The sequence below is a fragment of the Thermophilibacter immobilis genome (assembly GCF_015277515.1).
Classification (GTDB): domain Bacteria; phylum Actinomycetota; class Coriobacteriia; order Coriobacteriales; family Atopobiaceae; genus Thermophilibacter; species Thermophilibacter immobilis.
Window position 1 is genome coordinate 871638 of the sequence record NZ_CP063767.1, and the last position, 16415, is coordinate 888052.

Below are 16415 nucleotides of genomic sequence, written 5' to 3' on the forward strand. Positions count from 1 at the left end.
ACGCGGGATTTCTTCCTACTCAGTCGGTTTATGTACCAATCTACCTGCGGTTTATCTGCGATACCATGTGTGTCGTACCGGTACGAGATAGGCGGTAAATCGACCTAGGAGGAAGACATGAGCACAATCACGGTGGGACTTAGAACCCCGCACAACTCACGGTTCACTATCGAGCAGGTGCGAGACGGAGCAGGCAGTCTCCCCGCCCTTATCGACACGCCAACCGTTGCGGCACTCGCAGGGGTTAGCGAGAGGCATATTCAACGAATGGCAGGCTCTGGAAAGCTTCCCTGCGTAAGGGTAGGAAATCGCTACCGCTTCAACACGGTGGATGTCCTTGAAAGACTCGGCCTAAGCGAGGCGATGACCGATGCCAGCTAGGGAGGGAACGGCCCCCGCGATGGTTGCAGCCGTCGCAGAGGCCAAGGGCGAGGGGTTCGGAGCCACCTCCTCACAGATGATAGCCGACAGGCGCGAGAGATTCGCGCGAGAGGCCACCGAGTGGGTCTCCGAGAACGAGGGCGCCTGGTCCTACATGGTCAAGACGGCACAAGGCTATTCCTCCCAAGGGCGGAAGTTCGGTATGCAGGAGCTTGCCGAGAAGGTTCGCAGGTGTGAGTTCACCGACAGCCACGGGCGCACCACCAAGGTGAACAACAACCACGTCCCCGCCCTAGCCCGCTTGCTTGTGGCACAGGTGCCCGCGTGCCGTACGCTCATCGAGCGCCGCACACACGCCTACGACGGCCTCATGGGTTGAGGTAACGGCTATGAGCGGCGAGAGCGAGCCATTCACGCGAGTATGGGCAGGAATGCTCGCCGCCTTGACAGAGGCCAACGTGAGCGGAAAAGAGCTTGTCGTGCTCATCTCCCTGATGCGCTACCAGAAAGACGCAGGCGGGGAGGTTTGGCGACCGGTGAGCGAGATTGCCGCCGAGTGCGGACTTTCCGAAAGCAACGTACGTAACAAGCTCACTTCACTCACACGAAAGACGTTCAGGGGCAAGGACGGCTCCCCCGTGCCCGTAATCACAAGGGTCAGCGAGGGCCACAGGGGGCGGGCGGCGGTCTACACAGTCAACCTACCGAGGGAATGTGCAACGAATCCGTTGCCCTTTATGGGAGGAGGCGAAAGAGGCGAAGCGCAACGGAACCGCGAGGAATGCGCAACGTTTTCGACTGATTGCGCAACGAATCCGGGGTTAAAGCGCAACAAAGTCGTTGCCCCATTAGAACCAATAGAACGTATCCATAAGAACAGATTAGAAGGGGGCGTTTTTGGCAAAACGCCGTCTCCTTTCCCCTCCGAGGAAGAGTGGAATAGGTTCATCGAGAAGAACGGGCTGGGGGAGCCGTACCGCGACGAGTGGGGCAGGCTCGAATCCAGAGGTTGGGTCGACGCGGAAGGCAACCCCATACGGGACTGGAGAGCCTACCTGCTGCGCATCTCGGAGAGGGTGGACGATGCCCACGAGCGAGCGGGTAGTCACACCTTCTATGACCCCCGCTCCAGGATTCCGCCCGATGAGTACCGCGCACTGACGGGCGAGGAACCCGACATGGCCGACTGCCCGTTTTAGCGTTCAAGGGCGCTTTCTGGCGCCATTTCACAGAAAGGAAGTCTATATGTCCAATAGGAACTACGAGAAGGCCGTGGCCGCTCTGGTGGCTTACCCCACCACGAAGGAGGCGGCAAAGGCCGCAGGCATGGGAGAGTCCACTTTGCGCGCCTACAAGTCAGACCCCGAGTTCGTCGAGCTGTACGCAGCCGCAAGACATGAGCTGTTAGATGCGGGGGTGAAGTCCATGCAGGAGAGGTTCTCAGAGGCCGTGGAGACCGTCTGCGAAATCATGCACGACAAGACGGCATCGCACAGCGTCCGCCTCAGCGCGGCGAACTCAATCATCAACAGCTGCGTGCAGCTCACGGACGAGGTGGAGCGCATGGAGCGAGCCGCGAGTGGTCGTAAGGTGAACCGCGAGCTTTTCGGTGGCCTCAGCGACTTCTTCCCCGCCGGTAAATAGACAGAGAACAAGATTGGAGCACGCAATGAGCTACAGGAAGTCGGTCAACGAGACCATGACGGCAATCAGCACCGCCGCCGCAGACGCGCAGGCGAAGATTGAGAAGGCGCGGCGCTTCAAGGAGGGCAACCGCAAGAACCTGCGCGACCGCATTGTGGGCACGGAGGGGTTCAGGCAGAACAACGACGCCTACGACAGGCAGATTTCGGACGCCAAGGCGGCGTTCAGGGAGACCGCCCAGAGAGCGATGGACGAGTACGCCAAGCAGCGCAGCGCGTCGTTCGTGCCACGCCCCCGCGACGTTAGCCCAGAGACGATGCAGTTCCTCTCCCTCATCGACCTCACACAGGCCGAGGCAGCCCAACTTGTCAGGGAGGCAAAGCAGAAGGACGGCAACTACACGCTAGCCCGCATGATTTATGCCAACGCCAACAGGCAGGGAATCGACATGCACGACGACGCGGCGGGTTACATTGCCAAATGCGAGGGAGCCATCTCCTCGCTCACCGAGACGTGCAGCTCGATGCTCGATGACGAGAGCGGGGCTTACGCCAAGGCTTTCGGGCAGGTGGTTGCCAGCGCAGCCAAGGACGTGTCCGAGGCGTCGGACGCCTACATGGGCAGCGCAGGGGTCACCTCTGAGGGGTTGCCTATAGAAGGTTAGGAGCACGATTCCACGGCTACAAAGGAAGCGCGTTTGAGCTATGAGGAGGCTCGCGAAAGCGGGTCTCCTTTCCTTGTCTTAGAGGGAAACTCTGAGCTTTTGCGGCAATTTTGCGGCGGGATTTGCGGCAAAACAAAACAGGCCAGAAGCTTTAAGCCTCTGACCTGCATCTTTGATGGTGGGCGTTATAAGATTTGAACTTATGACCTCTTCCGTGTCAGGGAAGCGCTCTCCCCCTGAGCTAAACGCCCGAAGTGTTACTCGCTACGTGGGGTCGCAGCGCAGGGAGTATCTTAGCAAGGAAGGAACCCTGAGTGCAACCCTGAATTTGGTCTTTTTCACGGGGATGGGGGAGAGGCCGCCGTGGTGACCCTGCTGGTCGCCCACCTGCGAGCGATGCGCCCAGGGCCATTCGCGTGCCCACCGAAGAAGTCCATGGCCACCCCGCCACGCCGCCCCTCTACTCCACCGCCGCGAACTGCGACTCGTAGATGTTGCGGTAGAGCCCGCTCGCAGCGAGAAGCTCGTCGTGGGTGCCGCGCTCGGCGATGCGCCCGTCGCTGATCACGCAGATGAGGTCCGCGTCGCGCACGGTGGAGAGGCGGTGGGCCACGATGAAGCTCGTGCGGCCCTCCATGAGCCGCCCGAAGGCGCGCTGGACCAAGAGCTCGGTGCGGGTGTCGATGTTCGAGGTGGCCTCGTCGAGGATGAGCATCGACGGTTGGGCCACCATGACGCGCGCTATGCACAGAAGCTGCCTCTGCCCGGCTGACAAGGAGGCCGAGCCGTCGAGTAGCGTGTCGTAGCCCTGCGGCAGCCGCAAGATGAACTCCTCGGCATAGGCCTCCCGCGCCGCCGCGCGAATCTCCTCGTCGGTGGCGTCGGGCCTCCCGATCGCGACGTTCTCGCGCACGGTGGCCCGCCTCACCCAGGTGTCCTGCAAGACCATGCCCCACCCGGCCCGCAGGCTGGCGCGGGTGTAGGCGCGCACGTCGCGCCCGTCCACGAGCACGGCCCCCGCGTCCACGTCGTAGAAGCGCATGAGCAGGTTGATGAGGGTGGTCTTTCCGCATCCGGTGGCCCCCACCAGGGCGATCCGCCTACCGGGGTCCACGTGCAGGTTCACATCGGTGAGGACGGGCCGGCCGGGCTCGTAGCCAAAGGCCACGTGATCCAGGCTCACCTCGCCGCGCGGGCTCTCGAGCTCGAGCGCGTCCGGCGCATCGGGCTCCTCCGCGGCAACGTCGATGAGGTTGAAGAGGCGCCGGGCGCAGGCGACGGAGTTCTGCAGCTCGGTTGCCACACCGGAGATGTCATTGAACGGCTTGGCGTACTGGTCCGCGTAGCCCAGAAAGGCCGAGAGCCCGCCCACGGTGATGCCCCCGCCCAGGGCCACGAAGGCCCCAAAGACGCCGATGGCGGCGTAGACCAGCGCGTTGGTGAAGCGCATCGTGGGGTTGGCCAGCGAGGAGAAGAACACGGCCTTGAAGCTCTCCTCGCCCAGCTTCGCGTCCGTGCGGGCGAAGTCGGCGCAGACGCCCTGAGCCGTCTCGAAGGTCTCGACCGCCGAGATCCCGCCGATCATCTCCTCCGTGAGCGCCGTGAGCTCGCCGCGCAGCTGCGTCTGCCCCGAGAAGTGCTTGGAGCTGTGCTGGGCCATCCAGCGCGCCACCACGATCGAGAGGGGGGTGAGCAGCGCCACCACGAGGGCGACCTGCACGTTCAGGCGGAACATGAAGACCAGGGTGACCACGATCGTCAGCACGCCCACGGGTAGCTGCTGGAAGCCCATGAGCAGGCCGTTGTTGAGCTGGTCCGCGTCGGTGACGATGCGGCTGGCCAGGTCGCCGTGGCCATGGGAGTCTATGTAGGAGAGCGGCAGCTCCTGGAGGTGGTCGAAGGCTCGCTCGCGCAGGTCGCAGACCGCCCCAAAGGCCAGCCGGTTGGTGAGCGCGGTGAGGCTCCACTGGCAGAGCGCCGTGGCTCCCAGAAGCGCCGCGATGAGGGCGAGCACGTGGCGCAGGCCCTCGAAGTCAACTTGGCCGGGCCCCACGACGCAGTCGATGGCCTCGCCGGACAGGACGGGCAAAGAGAGCGTCCCCACGACGACGGCCACCGTGAGCGCGCCCGTCGCGATCAAAGACGCCCTGTGCGGCGCGAAGAGCGCCAGGATGCGCCGGACGGTGCCGTCCGCCGGCCTCGTGCGTGGACTGGTCATCGCCGGGCCTCCTCTCCCGTGAGCTGGGAGTCGCAGATCTCCCGGTACACCGCGCAGCCGGCGAGGAGCTCCTCGTGCGTGCCCAGGCCGCACGCGCGCCCGCCGTCGAGCACCAGGATCTGGTCGGCGTGGCGTACGGAGGCGACGCGCTGGGAGATGGTGATCACGGTCGCGCCTCCTAGGTCGCGATGGATAGCGCGGCGTAGGCGGGCGTCGGTGGCGAAGTCGAGGGCGGACGAGGCGTCGTCGAGGATGAGGACCTCGGGTGCGCGCACGAGGGTGCGGGCGACGGCGAGGCGCTGGCGCTGGCCGCCGGAGAAGTTGCGGCCGAACTGCTCGACCGACCCCTCGAGGCCGTCCTCCTTGGCGTCCACGACGTCTTGGGCCTGCGCGGTGGCGACGCTGTCCGCGAGGTCCTGCTCGCTCGCGTCCGCGCGGCCCCAGCGCAGGTTGGAGGCGATGGTCCCCGAGAAGAGCGTCGCCCCCTGCTCCACGAGCGAGACCACCTGGCGCAGGCTTTGCCGGGTCAGGTGGCGCACGTCGGTGCCTCCCACGCGCACGACTCCCTCGGTGGCGTCGTAGAAGCGCATGAGGAGGCTCGCGAGGGTGGACTTGCCCGAGCCCGTGCCGCCGATGACGCCCAGGGTGCCCCCGCGCGCGACCTCGAAGCTCACGTGCGTGAGAGCGTGGCCGCCGGCGCCCGGGTAGGAGAAGCTCACGTCGTCGAAGGCCACGGCGGGCGCGCCCGCAGCGAGCGCGGCGCTCTTGGTGCCGTCCGCCTGCGAGGGGGAGGTCGCGAAGACCTCGTTGATGCGCCGCGCGCAGGCGGAGGCCTTGGAGAGCAGGATGATGAGGTTGGCGAGCTTAACGAGCTCCACGAGCGCCTGGGTCACGTAGCTCACCAGGGCCACGAGCTGGCCTTGGGTGAGGCCGCCCACGTTGACCTGGACGCCGCCCAGCCACAGAAGGGCGATGAGCCCGCAGTTGATGGCGGTGTAGGTGAGCGGGCTCACCAAGGCCGAGAGATCGCCGGTCGAGACCTGCGTGCGGCGGACGGCGTCGGCCGCGCCCGAGAAGGACTCCGACTCCGCCGCCTCGCGGCGAAAGGCCCGCAGCACGCGCGTGCCCTCGAGGTTCTCGGTGGTCCTGAGCAAGACGTCGTCGAGGCCGCCCTGGATCTGGCGATAGCGCGCGGTGGCCACGCGCATGAAGCCAAGGACGAGCGCGAACGAGACCAGCACGGCCACGAGCAGCGCGGTCCCCTCGATGCCGTTCACAAAGAAGGCCGCGATGACGCTGCCCACGGTCACGAAGGGGGAGCGCAGGACCAGGCGGAAGAACATGTTGAGGCCGTCCTGGACCTGCTGGGAGTCGTTGGTGACCCGCGTGGTGAGGCTCGCCCGGCCCAGCCGGTCGACGTCCTCGCGCGAGAGGGACATGACGTGGCGGAAGAGGTCGTCGCGCAGGGCCGTGCCAAAGGAGGCCGCGAGCTTGGAGCAGAAGTACTGCGCGAGCGCGGCGACCACCCAGGCGATGACGCCCATGGCCACGAGCAGCCCGCCGTGCCACAAGATGAAGGGGCGGTCCGCCCGCGCGATGCCCACGTCGATGACCTGCGCCATCACGAGGGGGACGAGCAGCTGGAGCAGGGCCTCCAGCATCTTGAACAGCGGCGCGAGCACGCACTCCACGTAGTGGCCCGCGAGGTACCTCCTGAGCTTGAACATGCGACCTCCGGCTAGACTCTCTCTGCGCCACCCATGATAGGGCCTCCGCGCCGCCGCGCGAAACCGGGGCCTACGCCCCGTGTGCCGCGCGCTCGAAGAACGCCAGCGCGTTCTCCCCGCAGAGCTTGGCCGCGACCGTCTCGCCAAAGCGCTCCACGAGCAGCCCCTGGAAGGCGGGCATGGTGTCCGCCCCGTCGAGAAAGGCGGGGACGTCGGACCCGTCGTAGTCCCCGCCCAGGGCGACGACGTCCTCGCCGCCCAGGTCGAGCCAGTGCTCCACGTGGGCGGCCACGTCCTCGAAGGTGACGCGCGCGGGGTCCTGGTCCCAGCAGCCCTCGACGATGAAGCCGCGGCAGTAGTTGAGGCCCACCACGCCCCCGCGCTCGCGAATCTGCAGGAACTGGCGGTCGGTGAGGTTGCGCGGGTGGCCGCAGACGGCGCGGGCGTTCGAGTGGCTCGCGACGAAGGGGCGTCCGGAGCGCGCGACCACGTCGTCGAAGCACTCGTCGTTGAGGTGGGAGACGTCCAGGACCACGCCCGCGCGCTCCATCTCGGCGAGCGCCGAGACGCCCAGGGACGTGAGGTGGCCGTGCGTGTCGTGGCCGCTCGCCAGGGGCCCGGCCGCGTTCCAGCTGAGGGAGGCCATGAGCAGGCCCTCGCCCGCGAGCCTCTCCACGAGGCCCAGGTCGGCGGCAAAGAGCCGCGCGTTCTCCAGTGTGAGGACGGCCGCGACCCTCCCGCCTGCGAGCACGCCGCGAATCCGGTCGGCCCTCCCGGCGAGCGCCACGCGCCCCTCGTTGGCCGCTACCTGCGCGCGCAGGTAGCCCATCACGTGGTCACAGAAGCGCACGGCGTCGGTGGGCGAGAGCTGGTCGGGCATAAAGCACGCGAAGCACTGGGCCCAGGCAACGGCGCCAATCTTCTCGAGGGAGACGTGGCCGCGGTTGGAGGCGAGGTCGCGGCAGCCGGCGGGGTCTCCCTCGTCGCCGGGGCCGTAGAAGTCGCTGCCGCAGGAGGCGCGCAGGTCCGCGGGAAGGCTCTGCCAGGCCAGACGGTCGGCGGTGTCGCAGTGCAGGTCAAAGACGGGAAGCGCCATGGGTTCCTCCTCGCGTGGGTTTCTCGGCATTCTAGACCCGGCGGGTCGGGTGCGGGAAACGGGCCTAGAATGGAAACGTTCGCGCAGCGGCTCAGGGGGAGGCGTGCGATGAGTTGGGTTCTTGCGGCGCTCGCGTCGGCGCTCTTCGCGGGTGCGACCGCGATCCTGGCCAAGTGCGGCATCCGCCGCACCGACTCCGACGTGGCCACGGCGGTGCGCACCCTCGTGGTGCTCGCCTTCTCGTGGGTCATGGCGGCGGTCGCGGTGGGGGACGTGGGCGCGGAGCTGGTGGCCGTCTCCGCGCGTTCCTACGTCTTCTTGGGCCTGTCGGGCCTTGCCACGGGGGCGAGCTGGATCTGCTACTTCGCCGCCCTCTCCGAGGGGGACGTCAACAAGGTCGTGCCCATCGACAAGTCCTCTACGGCCCTGGCGGCCCTGCTCGCGATCGTGCTCTTTGGCGAGACGAGCCACCTGGCCGTCAAGCTCGTGGGGACGGCCGTGATCCTCGCGGGGACCTTCCTCATGGTCGAGCGACGCTCCGAGGAGCGCGTCCCCGAGGGGGAGCCGGGGGCTCGGCGCTGGGTCTGGCTCGCCGCGCTCTCGGCCGTCTTCGCGGCCCTGACCTCCGTGCTCGCCAAGGTGGGAGTCGAGGGCGTGAACTCGAGCCTGGCCACGGCCGTGCGGACGTGCGTGGTGGCCGTGATGGCCTGGGCGATCGTTGTCGCGCGCGGAAAGCTCCCTCTCGCGCGGGCGATCGACCGGGGCGAGCTGGGGTTTCTGGCCGCCTCGGGCGTGGCCACGGGGGCCTCGTGGCTCTTCTACTACTACGCCGTGCAGTCGGGTCAGGTTAGCGTGGTCGTGCAGATCGACAAGCTGTCCATCCTGGTCTCGGTGGCGTTCGCGCGTCTCGCATTTGGCGAGAGGCTCTCGCGGCCGGCGGCGGTGGGCCTCGCGCTCATCGTGGCGGGCACGCTGGCGATGACGGTCTGGTCGTAGGGGTAGGGGAGCGGGGCCGTAGGGCCACGCCTGCGCGGCTGCGTGCGGTCTAGCGCCGGGACTGCTCGAGGACCCGGTGGGCGTAGACGGTGCCTGCGATGGCAAGCATGCCCGCGAGCGCCGACGTCACCGCGACCGCAATCCCTGCAGATCCGCTCAGCACACCCGCGACCGCGGCCGCGCAGCCCACCACGGCGGCGACTATGCCGGCCGCCCGCGCGCCGCCCGCGGAGCTGGGCCTGTTGGCGCCACGGATTCCCAGGACGCACAGAGCCCACGCAGCCACGCCCGCGAGCAGGGCGAGCACGCCGCCCACGATTCCCAGGGGCTGCGGGCGCGCATCCGCGCTGACGAGCGCGAGGCATCCCGCCACGACGCACGCGATCGCGGCCGCAGCGGACAGAAAGCAAACGATCTTAAGCGTCTTGCGCTCGGGTGACATGGGGTTCCCCTCTCGCGTGCCGGTCGTGTCGGCCGTGCTTGTCGGTTGTGTCAACTATACGCCGCCCCTCCGCCTCGCGCGAGACGCGAGGTGTAAGCTAGGCGCAGACAGCGGGCGCAGGTCAACGAGAGGAGCCCTTCTCATGGCACTCAGGGAGATTTCGACCAAGGAGCTCACGCTCAACCCCTTCGAGAAGATCGGCGAGGGGTGGATGCTCATCACCGCCGGTGACGAGAGCCGCTTCAACACGATGACCGCGAGCTGGGGTGCCCTAGGCGTCATCTGGGGCGCGCCGACGGCGACCTGCTACATCAGGAAGTCGCGCTTCACCAAGGAGTTCGTGGACGCGAGCGAGCGCTTCACGCTCTCGTTCTACGACGACTCTCGGCATCGGACCCTCGCCTACCTGGGCGCGGTCTCGGGACGCGACGAGGACAAGGTGGCAAAGGCCGGCCTCACGCCGCACTTCGTGGACGGCACGACCACGTTCGAGGAGGCCGCGCTCACGCTCGTGTGCCGCAAGGTCGGCGCGACCTTGCTCTCTCCGGAGACCTTCGTGGATCCCACGATCGACGAGAAGTGCTACGGCGACCAGGACTATCACGACTACCACACGATGTACCTCGGTGCCATCGAGCGCGTGCTCGTGCGCGCGTAGCGTTTCCCGCCTGCCGCGAGCGGCCCCTCGTGGCGTCGCGCGCCCCGCCCCGCCCCTATAATGAGGGACTGACAACCAGCGGCGCACCATGAAGGGCCGAGCATGACCAACGTGGCGATCCTCTTCGGGGGGACCTCAACCGAGCACGACATATCCTGCACGTCGGCGGAGAACGTCGTGGCGTGCCTCTCCGGACGCTTCGACCTCACGCTCGTGGGCATCACGCGCGACGGGCGGTGGCTGCGCTACTCCGGCGACCCCACCAAGCTCGCCGGCGACGCGTGGGCCGGCCACGACTGCGAGCCGGTCGCGCTTGCGCCCGGAGAGGGCCTGGTCGCGCAGGGCGAGAGGGGCGCGCGGCCCCTTGGCGTCGACGTGGCCCTGCCGGTCCTGCACGGGCAGGGCGGCGAGGACGGCACGGTCCAGGGCGCCCTCGAGGTGGCGGGCGTGCCCTACGTGGGCTGCGGCGTCATGGCCTCGGCCGTGTGCATGGACAAGGACGCGGCGCACCGCCTGGCCGCCGCTGCCGGCGTGCGCTCGCCGCGCTGCGCGGTCCTCTACCGCGGCTCCTCGGACCAGGCCCGCCAGGCCGTCCCCGGGGCCTGCGGCGGGTTCCCCGTCTTCGTCAAGCCGGCGCGCGGGGGCTCCTCGATCGGCGTCTCCAAGGCCTCCGACGAGGCGGAGTACGCAGCGGCCCTCGACGCCGCCCTCGCGCTCGACGAGAAGGCCTGCGTCGAGGAGGCCATCGTGGGCATGGAGGTGGGCTGCGCCGTCGTCGGCGACGCCGTGCGCGGCACCCGGATGGGCGCCGTCGACCAGATCGTGATCTCCGGCGACGGCTTCTTCCGCATCCACCTCGAGGACGACCCCGGCGCCAACACCGAGCTGCGCTGCCCGGCCGAGCTTCCCGACGCCGTGCTCGAGCGCGTCCACACGGCCGCGACCACGGTCTACGAGGCTCTGGGCTGCGAGGGCTTCGCGCGCGTGGACCTCTTCGTCACGCCCGACGACGAGGTCGTCTTCAACGAGGTCAACTCCACGCCCGGGCTCACGTACTACTCGCGCTTCCCGCAGATGATGCGCGCTGCGGGCCACGAGCTGGGAGACGTCCTCGCCGAGCTCGTGGAGGAGCGCCTCGCGCGCGAGGCGGAGGGGCTCCGATGACGGGGGAGGAGCCGGACCAGCAGGCCGAGGCGGAGCCGCAGGGTGCCCCGGACCAGACGAGGCGGCCCAACCTGGCCGAGGCACTGTCGACCGTGGTCTTTCTTCTCGCCATGCTGGTCGTGGGCGTGCGCTTTGCGGTGGACACGGTCCCCATGATGGTCCTTGCGACCGTGTGGGTCATGCTCGTGGGCTGGCGCTGCGGGTACTCTCGTACGCGCAGATGATGCAGGCCGTGACCGAGCGTCTGGGCAGCCTCATGGAGGTCATCCTCATCCTGCTGGCCATCGGCATGTTCGTGGCATCCATGCTGTTCTCGGGGTCGATCCCGGCCCTCATCTACTACCTCGTGGGCATCATCAATCCGCGGTTCATCGTCGTGCTCTCGTTTCTGATCTGCGCCGCCGTGTCCGTCTTGGTGGGCACCAGCTGGGGCACGGCCGGCACGGTGGGCGTCGTCATGGTCTCCATCGCCACGTCCATGGGGGCCAACCTCGCGCACTCCGACGTCACCTCCATGATCCGGCGCATCTCGCGCTACTGCGTCCCCGTGCTGGTCGTGAGCACCATTGCCTACCTGGTCCTGGGGCTGTGGGGCGGCGCGGGCTCGGCGAGCCTGGAGACGAGCGAGCTGATCCGCTCGGAGATCTCTCGGGTCTTCAACGTGAACCCCGTCGTGATCCTGCCCATGGTCCTCGTCTTCGTCATGACGTTCAGGAAGAGGCCCATCGTCCTCACGCTGGTGGTCTCCTCGCTCGTGGCGCTCGCGTTCGGCGCCGTCTTCAACGGCTGGGCGCCCACGGCGGGGCTCGAGGCCCTGTTCAGCGGCTTCGACCTCAAGGCGGTCACGGGACTCGACCCGTCCGGCTTCAGCGACGTGTTCGTGACCCTCGTCGAGCGCGGCGGCATCACGGCACAGGTCAACGCGGCGCTTCTCGCCATCGTGGCCACCTGCTACGGTGCCGTCATGATCCAGATCAAGGCGGTCGACGTCATCGCCGAGGGTCTCTTCTCCCGGGTCAGGAGTCGCGTGGGGCTGGTGGTGTCCGCCGTGCTCGCCGCGTTCATGGTGGTCGCGCTCACCACCAACGCCTACCTGGGCGTGCTCATGTCGAGCGACCTGTTCCGAAGCAAGTTTCGCGACGCCGGCATGGACGACCTCGACTTGCTCTCGAGCTGCATGAGCGTCTCGACGCAGGCGGTCGTCCTCGTCCCCTGGGTCGACACGGCCATCTTCATGGCAGGGATCACCGGGGTATCCACGATGGCCTCCCTCCCGTTCAACTTCTTTGGCTGGGGCAACGCCGTGGCGGCGGTTTTGCTCGCGGTCTTCGGGCTTGGGTTCGCCAACGGCCGGCGCCCCGGCCTCCCGCAGGAGCGCCGCGCGTCGCACGGGACGCGCTAGCGCCCCGAGAACGTGAGCGCGAGTTCGGCGACGGCGGGAAAGTCCCTCAGGGTGAGGTCCCTCGCGCGATTCCCCCGGACTGTCGCAAAAACCAAGACAGGAGATTGCATGCTTGAAAAGATGAAGTCACGTAGCGCGGGGCTCGCCCTCTGCGCGGCGATAGCCGTTCTGGCCACGCTGCTGGGCAGACGCTTCGAGGTCATCGGGGGGCCGGTGTTCGCCATCCTCACGGGCATGCTGCTCGCGCTCTTCGTCAAGGGAGAGCGTCGCGCGCCGCTCGAGGCCGGCCTCGCCTATACCTCCAAGATCGTGTTGCAGGCGGCGGTCGTCCTTCTGGGTTTTGGTCTCAACCTCCAACAGATCGCGCGAGTGGGTGCCACCTCCCTGCCCATCATCCTCTCGACGATAACCACCGCGCTCGTGGTCGCCTTCGCGATGAGCCGTGCGCTCAAGGTGCCCGGCAGGATCTCCACCCTCGTGGGCGTGGGCTCCTCGATCTGTGGGGGATCGGCCATTGCGGCAACCGCCCCCGTGATCGGGGCCGACGACGAGGAGGTCGCACAGGCCATATCGGTCATCTTCCTGTTCAACGTCATCGCCGCCCTCGTGTTCCCCACGCTTGGCGGGATGCTCGGCCTCACCAACGAGGGCTTCGGGTTTTTTGCGGGGACCGCCGTCAACGACACCTCGTCGGTCACCGCAGCGGCCACGGCCTGGGACGGCATGCACCCGGGGGCCAACACGCTCGACGCCGCCACCATCGTCAAGCTCACGCGCACGCTCGCGATAATCCCCATCACGCTGGGGCTTGCCTTCTGGAACGCGCACCGCGCGCACAAGGAGGGCGGGGAGGCCGAGGGGAGCTTCAGCCTGCGGCGCGCCTTTCCGACCTTCGTGCTGCTCTTCGTGCTGGCGAGCATCGTGACCACGGTCTTCTCGCTGCCTGCGGAGGTGACCGCGCCGATCAAGGGGCTCTCCAAGTTCCTGATCGTCATGGCCATGGCAGCCATTGGCCTCAACACCGATATCGTCAGGATCGTGCGCACCGGCGGCAAGCCCATCCTCATGGGGTTCTGCTGCTGGGTCGCCATCGCGGCCGTGAGCCTGGGCATGCAGCACCTTCTCGGCATCTGGTAGGGCCTGCGAACCCCGTGCGAGGGGGTGGCTCCTTTTCCGACCATGCCCAACGGGCCGATTCGAGGCCAGAATCGCCGCAAAAGCGGCGGTTGGGCATGGTCGGAAAAGGAGCACCGGCGTCGGGGCTCGAATGGGGACGAGCCGAGCGAGTAGATGGCGATGCCGGTGCGGAAGATGCTATGCGACAGGAAGCTCGCGAGCTCGAGCACGACGGCATCGACGACCAGGTGAAACAGGCCGAGCGTCAGCAGCGTGATCGGCGCGGAGACGAGCTGCAAGAACGGTCTGATCATGGAGCTGAAGAAGGCCAGCACGAGGGCGAAGAAAAGCGATGCCACTCCGTTTCCGCCGACGACCGAAAGGCCCGGCACAAGCCAGACGGCGACGACGCACGCGATTGCCGCAACGAGCTAACGTGCTATAAAGCGCATGGGTTTCTCCTTATGCTAAAAGCCTAGTTCTTCTGAATAAATCTTACCCGTAATTGCAAGTTGTCATTTTACTTTTATATTTCGAAGCCACTTGTTTCTGGCATAGGCGTACCCCCCGTTGTCAGTAGAAGAGACTGAATCGTGGTTTAGGAGGGGGCGTCCTTGTTGCTTCTTGATGAGAGGAGGGAGAAGTAACGCTCAAAAATTATTTCCATTATGTAGAAGAATGTGAGTCGGCTGCTGAGATCCATTTCATCGTAGGTGATGTTTTTATCAACTGCGTAGAGGGCTATGTCGGCAAGTTCAGCAAGCGGGTTCTTTGATAGTCCGGTAAGAGTAATGATTTTTACACCGCGTGACTTAGCTATCGAAGTTGAGTCAATGGAAACTTTCGTCTGTCCGCTTACGCTTACGGCGAAGAGTACGTCTGTGCTATTGAGAGATTTTGCCATATGCATCATTACGTGACGCTCATTGAAGACTTCCGTCTGTTTTCCGAGCGCTTCAAGCTTTCGACTTAAGTCTGTGCAGGGGAGAACCGATAGTCCCGAAGCAAAAAAGGCGATTTGACTTGCTTGATCGATGGCGTCTACCGTCTCGTCGAGGAGATGGTCATTCAACAATTCACGCGTTCGTACAATCATTGTGTCAAGCGAAGTCTCTTCTATGACGAAGTTTCTTCTTTCAAGCAATACGAGATATGAAGTCTTAAGCTCACTAAAACCGGTGAAACCAAGCTTGTGAGCAAGGCGCGTTATGGTATTAGGTGTTGCATAGAAATGCGCAGCAAGGTCTTTTGCTGTCACTTGGGTAATGTCCTTACCGCATGCGATGATGTAATGAAGCATGGCTTCCTCAAGGGAATTGAGTCGACTCGCATTCTCCGTGACAGCTTCATAAAATTTCATACTTAACCTCACGACAATTCAGTGTTGGTGTGTATGGGTACACACAGATGTGTACTCAAGCAGAAATGGTAACACCTCCCAAAGATCGCATCACATGATGCTGTTGGACTCAAACTCCATAAATTGTAGTTATGTGGATTCAGAACGCGCAATCTCTTCTAGATGGCGTGCTCTGGTCCTAGACATTATCGGAGCTTGAGAAGAGAGGACCGTGGTTACTATGAAAGAAAAGCTTAATGTGGTTATTGTCGGAGGCGGTTCAACGTGGTGTCCCGGCATCCTTAAGTCATTGACCAAGCACCAAGACATCCTTCCGCTTAAGCGCGTTGTCATGTACGACACCGATGCTGATAGACAAGCAGTTATAGGAGAGTTCGGAAAGATCTTGTTCCGAGAGGAGGCTCCGGACGTCGCGTTCGACTACACCACCGACAAAAGCCGTGTCTACGAGGACGTTGACTTTGTCCTGTGCCAGATTCGCACTGGTGGTTATGACATGCGCTCCACCGACGAAAAGATTCCGTTGTCTATGGGACTCATTGGCCAGGAGACTGTCGGTGCCGGTGGTATGGCCTATGGAATTCGCTCTATGACCGATATGATTGAGATTGTCAATGATGTCCGGGCACAAAGCCCCGAAGCATGGATTATCAACTATACCAACCCTGCGGCACTTGTAGCCTACGGTCTTGCCCGCGTGTTTCCTGATGAGCATCATATTCTTAATATTTGCGATCAGCCAGTCAATCTCCTGCGTTCCTACGGGCGACTTCTCGGCTGCGACTCACGCGAGTTTGAGCCCGTCTACTTTGGACTCAACCACTTTGGATGGTTCACGCATATTTACGATAAGGCCGGAAGGGATCTCGTGCCTGTCATACGTGATCACGTCCGCGAGCATGGCTTCAAGCCAGCTGACGCCGAACAGCGCGACCAGTCTTGGCTTGATACCTACGCTATGGTTGCTGACATGCTCCATGACTTCCCTGACTACCTGCCCAATACCTACCTTCAATACTATCTGTATCCAAAGTACAAGTTGGCGCACCTCGACCCCGCCTATACGAGAAGTGACGAGGTGATTAACAGCCGCGAGAAGCGTGTCTTTGCCGAGTGCCGCCGTGTTGCTCAGGTGGGTTCTGCGAAGGGGTCCTCGGTCGTGCAGAATGACGCACACGGCGATATGATCGTTGAGGTGTCCTCGGCTATCTACCGCAATACCCGCCAGACTTTTATCGTGATGGTCAAAAACGACGGTATCATTGAGGGTTTTCCCAACGATGCGATGGTTGAGGTCGCAGCGAGCGTCGGGGTAAACGGCCCTCAGCCCTATGCTGTCGGCAAGATTGAACCCTTCTACTACGGACTCATGACCACCCAGTACTCCTACGAGCGGCTTGCGATGGAGGCTTACCTTGAGCATTCCTACGAGAAGGCCCTCCAGGCGCTTACGCTTAACCGTCTAGTGAACGACGCTAAGGACGCCCGCGAGGTTCTAGACAAGCTCATTGAGGCAAACAAGGACTACTGGCCCGAGCTTAAGTAAC

17 protein-coding genes, 1 tRNA gene and 1 pseudogene are annotated in these 16415 nt (G+C 64.7%); 12 read left to right on the plus strand and 7 right to left on the minus strand.

The window, feature by feature from the left end; all coding sequences use genetic code 11:
• Window positions 1-117 precede the first annotated feature (117 nt).
• Genes INP52_RS03870 through INP52_RS03890 form a run of 5 tightly spaced genes read left to right on the plus strand, consistent with a single transcriptional unit; the run spans window position 118 to window position 2689 of the window.
• Window positions 118-381, plus strand: a complete 264-nt coding sequence (locus INP52_RS03870) for a helix-turn-helix domain-containing protein (protein WP_194372565.1) — start codon at window positions 118-120, stop codon at window positions 379-381.
• Window positions 371-760, plus strand: a complete 390-nt coding sequence (locus INP52_RS03875; protein WP_194372567.1) for a hypothetical protein — start codon at window positions 371-373, stop codon at window positions 758-760. The genes INP52_RS03870 and INP52_RS03875 overlap by 11 nt, the downstream gene beginning before the upstream one ends.
• A gap of 10 nt (window positions 761-770) precedes the next feature.
• Window positions 771-1580 carry a helix-turn-helix domain-containing protein gene (locus tag INP52_RS03880; protein ID WP_194372569.1) on the plus strand — a complete coding sequence of 270 codons (810 nt, stop codon included), beginning with the start codon at window positions 771-773 and terminating at the stop codon, window positions 1578-1580.
• A gap of 46 nt (window positions 1581-1626) precedes the next feature.
• Complete coding sequence (locus INP52_RS03885) at window positions 1627-2025, plus strand: hypothetical protein (RefSeq protein ID WP_194372571.1); 399 nt, start codon at window positions 1627-1629, stop codon at window positions 2023-2025.
• A gap of 25 nt (window positions 2026-2050) precedes the next feature.
• Window positions 2051-2689: a hypothetical protein gene (locus INP52_RS03890; protein WP_194372573.1), complete on the plus strand. Its 639-nt coding sequence runs from the start codon at window positions 2051-2053 to the stop codon at window positions 2687-2689.
• Window positions 2690-2865: 176 nt separating this feature from the next.
• Here INP52_RS03890 and INP52_RS03895 read toward each other — a convergent pair.
• From INP52_RS03895 to INP52_RS03910, 4 genes are all read right to left on the minus strand, one after another.
• Window positions 2866-2940: transfer RNA gene (locus tag INP52_RS03895), tRNA-Val, on the minus strand.
• A 209-nt stretch (window positions 2941-3149) separates the two neighbouring features.
• Window positions 3150-4907 carry an ABC transporter ATP-binding protein gene (locus tag INP52_RS03900; RefSeq protein ID WP_194372575.1) on the minus strand — a complete coding sequence of 586 codons (1758 nt, stop codon included), beginning with the start codon at window positions 4905-4907 and terminating at the stop codon, window positions 3150-3152.
• Complete coding sequence (locus INP52_RS03905) at window positions 4904-6634, minus strand: ABC transporter ATP-binding protein (RefSeq protein WP_194372577.1); 1731 nt, start codon at window positions 6632-6634, stop codon at window positions 4904-4906. Before INP52_RS03905 ends, INP52_RS03900 begins: the two co-directional genes overlap by 4 nt.
• Before the next feature lie 70 nt (window positions 6635-6704).
• Complete coding sequence (locus INP52_RS03910; protein ID WP_194372579.1) at window positions 6705-7730, minus strand: dipeptidase; 1026 nt, start codon at window positions 7728-7730, stop codon at window positions 6705-6707.
• A gap of 108 nt (window positions 7731-7838) precedes the next feature.
• Here INP52_RS03910 and INP52_RS03915 point away from each other — a divergent pair, with 108 nt between their 5' ends.
• On the plus strand, window positions 7839-8726 hold the full coding sequence (locus tag INP52_RS03915; RefSeq protein WP_194372581.1) for an EamA family transporter: 888 nt from the start codon (window positions 7839-7841) through the stop codon (window positions 8724-8726).
• Window positions 8727-8775: 49 nt separating this feature from the next.
• On the opposite strand, the gene INP52_RS03920 is transcribed toward INP52_RS03915, so the two are convergent.
• Window positions 8776-9168, minus strand: coding sequence for a hypothetical protein (locus INP52_RS03920; protein ID WP_194372583.1), 393 nt, complete (start codon window positions 9166-9168; stop codon window positions 8776-8778).
• Between the two features lie 142 nt (window positions 9169-9310).
• Between INP52_RS03920 and INP52_RS03925 the strand changes: the two genes are divergently transcribed.
• From INP52_RS03925 to INP52_RS03945, 5 genes are all read left to right on the plus strand, one after another.
• Complete coding sequence (locus tag INP52_RS03925; RefSeq protein WP_194372585.1) at window positions 9311-9826, plus strand: flavin reductase family protein; 516 nt, start codon at window positions 9311-9313, stop codon at window positions 9824-9826.
• Between the two features lie 102 nt (window positions 9827-9928).
• Window positions 9929-10990: a D-alanine--D-alanine ligase gene (locus tag INP52_RS03930; protein ID WP_194372588.1), complete on the plus strand. Its 1062-nt coding sequence runs from the start codon at window positions 9929-9931 to the stop codon at window positions 10988-10990.
• Window positions 10987-11214 carry a hypothetical protein gene (locus tag INP52_RS03935; protein WP_194372590.1) on the plus strand — a complete coding sequence of 76 codons (228 nt, stop codon included), beginning with the start codon at window positions 10987-10989 and terminating at the stop codon, window positions 11212-11214. Before INP52_RS03930 ends, INP52_RS03935 begins: the two co-directional genes overlap by 4 nt.
• 8 nt (window positions 11215-11222) lie before the next feature.
• Complete coding sequence (locus INP52_RS03940; RefSeq protein WP_194372592.1) at window positions 11223-12392, plus strand: Na+/H+ antiporter NhaC family protein; 1170 nt, start codon at window positions 11223-11225, stop codon at window positions 12390-12392.
• A 108-nt stretch (window positions 12393-12500) separates the two neighbouring features.
• Window positions 12501-13529, plus strand: coding sequence for a YeiH family protein (locus INP52_RS03945; protein ID WP_194372594.1), 1029 nt, complete (start codon window positions 12501-12503; stop codon window positions 13527-13529).
• 230 nt (window positions 13530-13759) lie between these two features.
• Here INP52_RS03945 and INP52_RS09985 read toward each other — a convergent pair.
• Window positions 13760-13900 (minus strand): annotated as a pseudogene (locus INP52_RS09985) (phage holin family protein); the annotation flags it as partial.
• 206 nt (window positions 13901-14106) lie between these two features.
• Window positions 14107-14808, minus strand: a complete 702-nt coding sequence (locus INP52_RS03955) for a MurR/RpiR family transcriptional regulator (protein WP_232364359.1) — start codon at window positions 14806-14808, stop codon at window positions 14107-14109.
• Window positions 14809-15088: 280 nt separating this feature from the next.
• On the opposite strand from INP52_RS03955, the gene INP52_RS03960 reads away from it, so the two are divergent.
• Entirely contained in the window at window positions 15089-16414 is a 1326-nt protein-coding gene (locus tag INP52_RS03960; RefSeq protein WP_194372862.1) for a family 4 glycosyl hydrolase, read from the plus strand.
• Window position 16415: the final 1 nt, after the last annotated feature.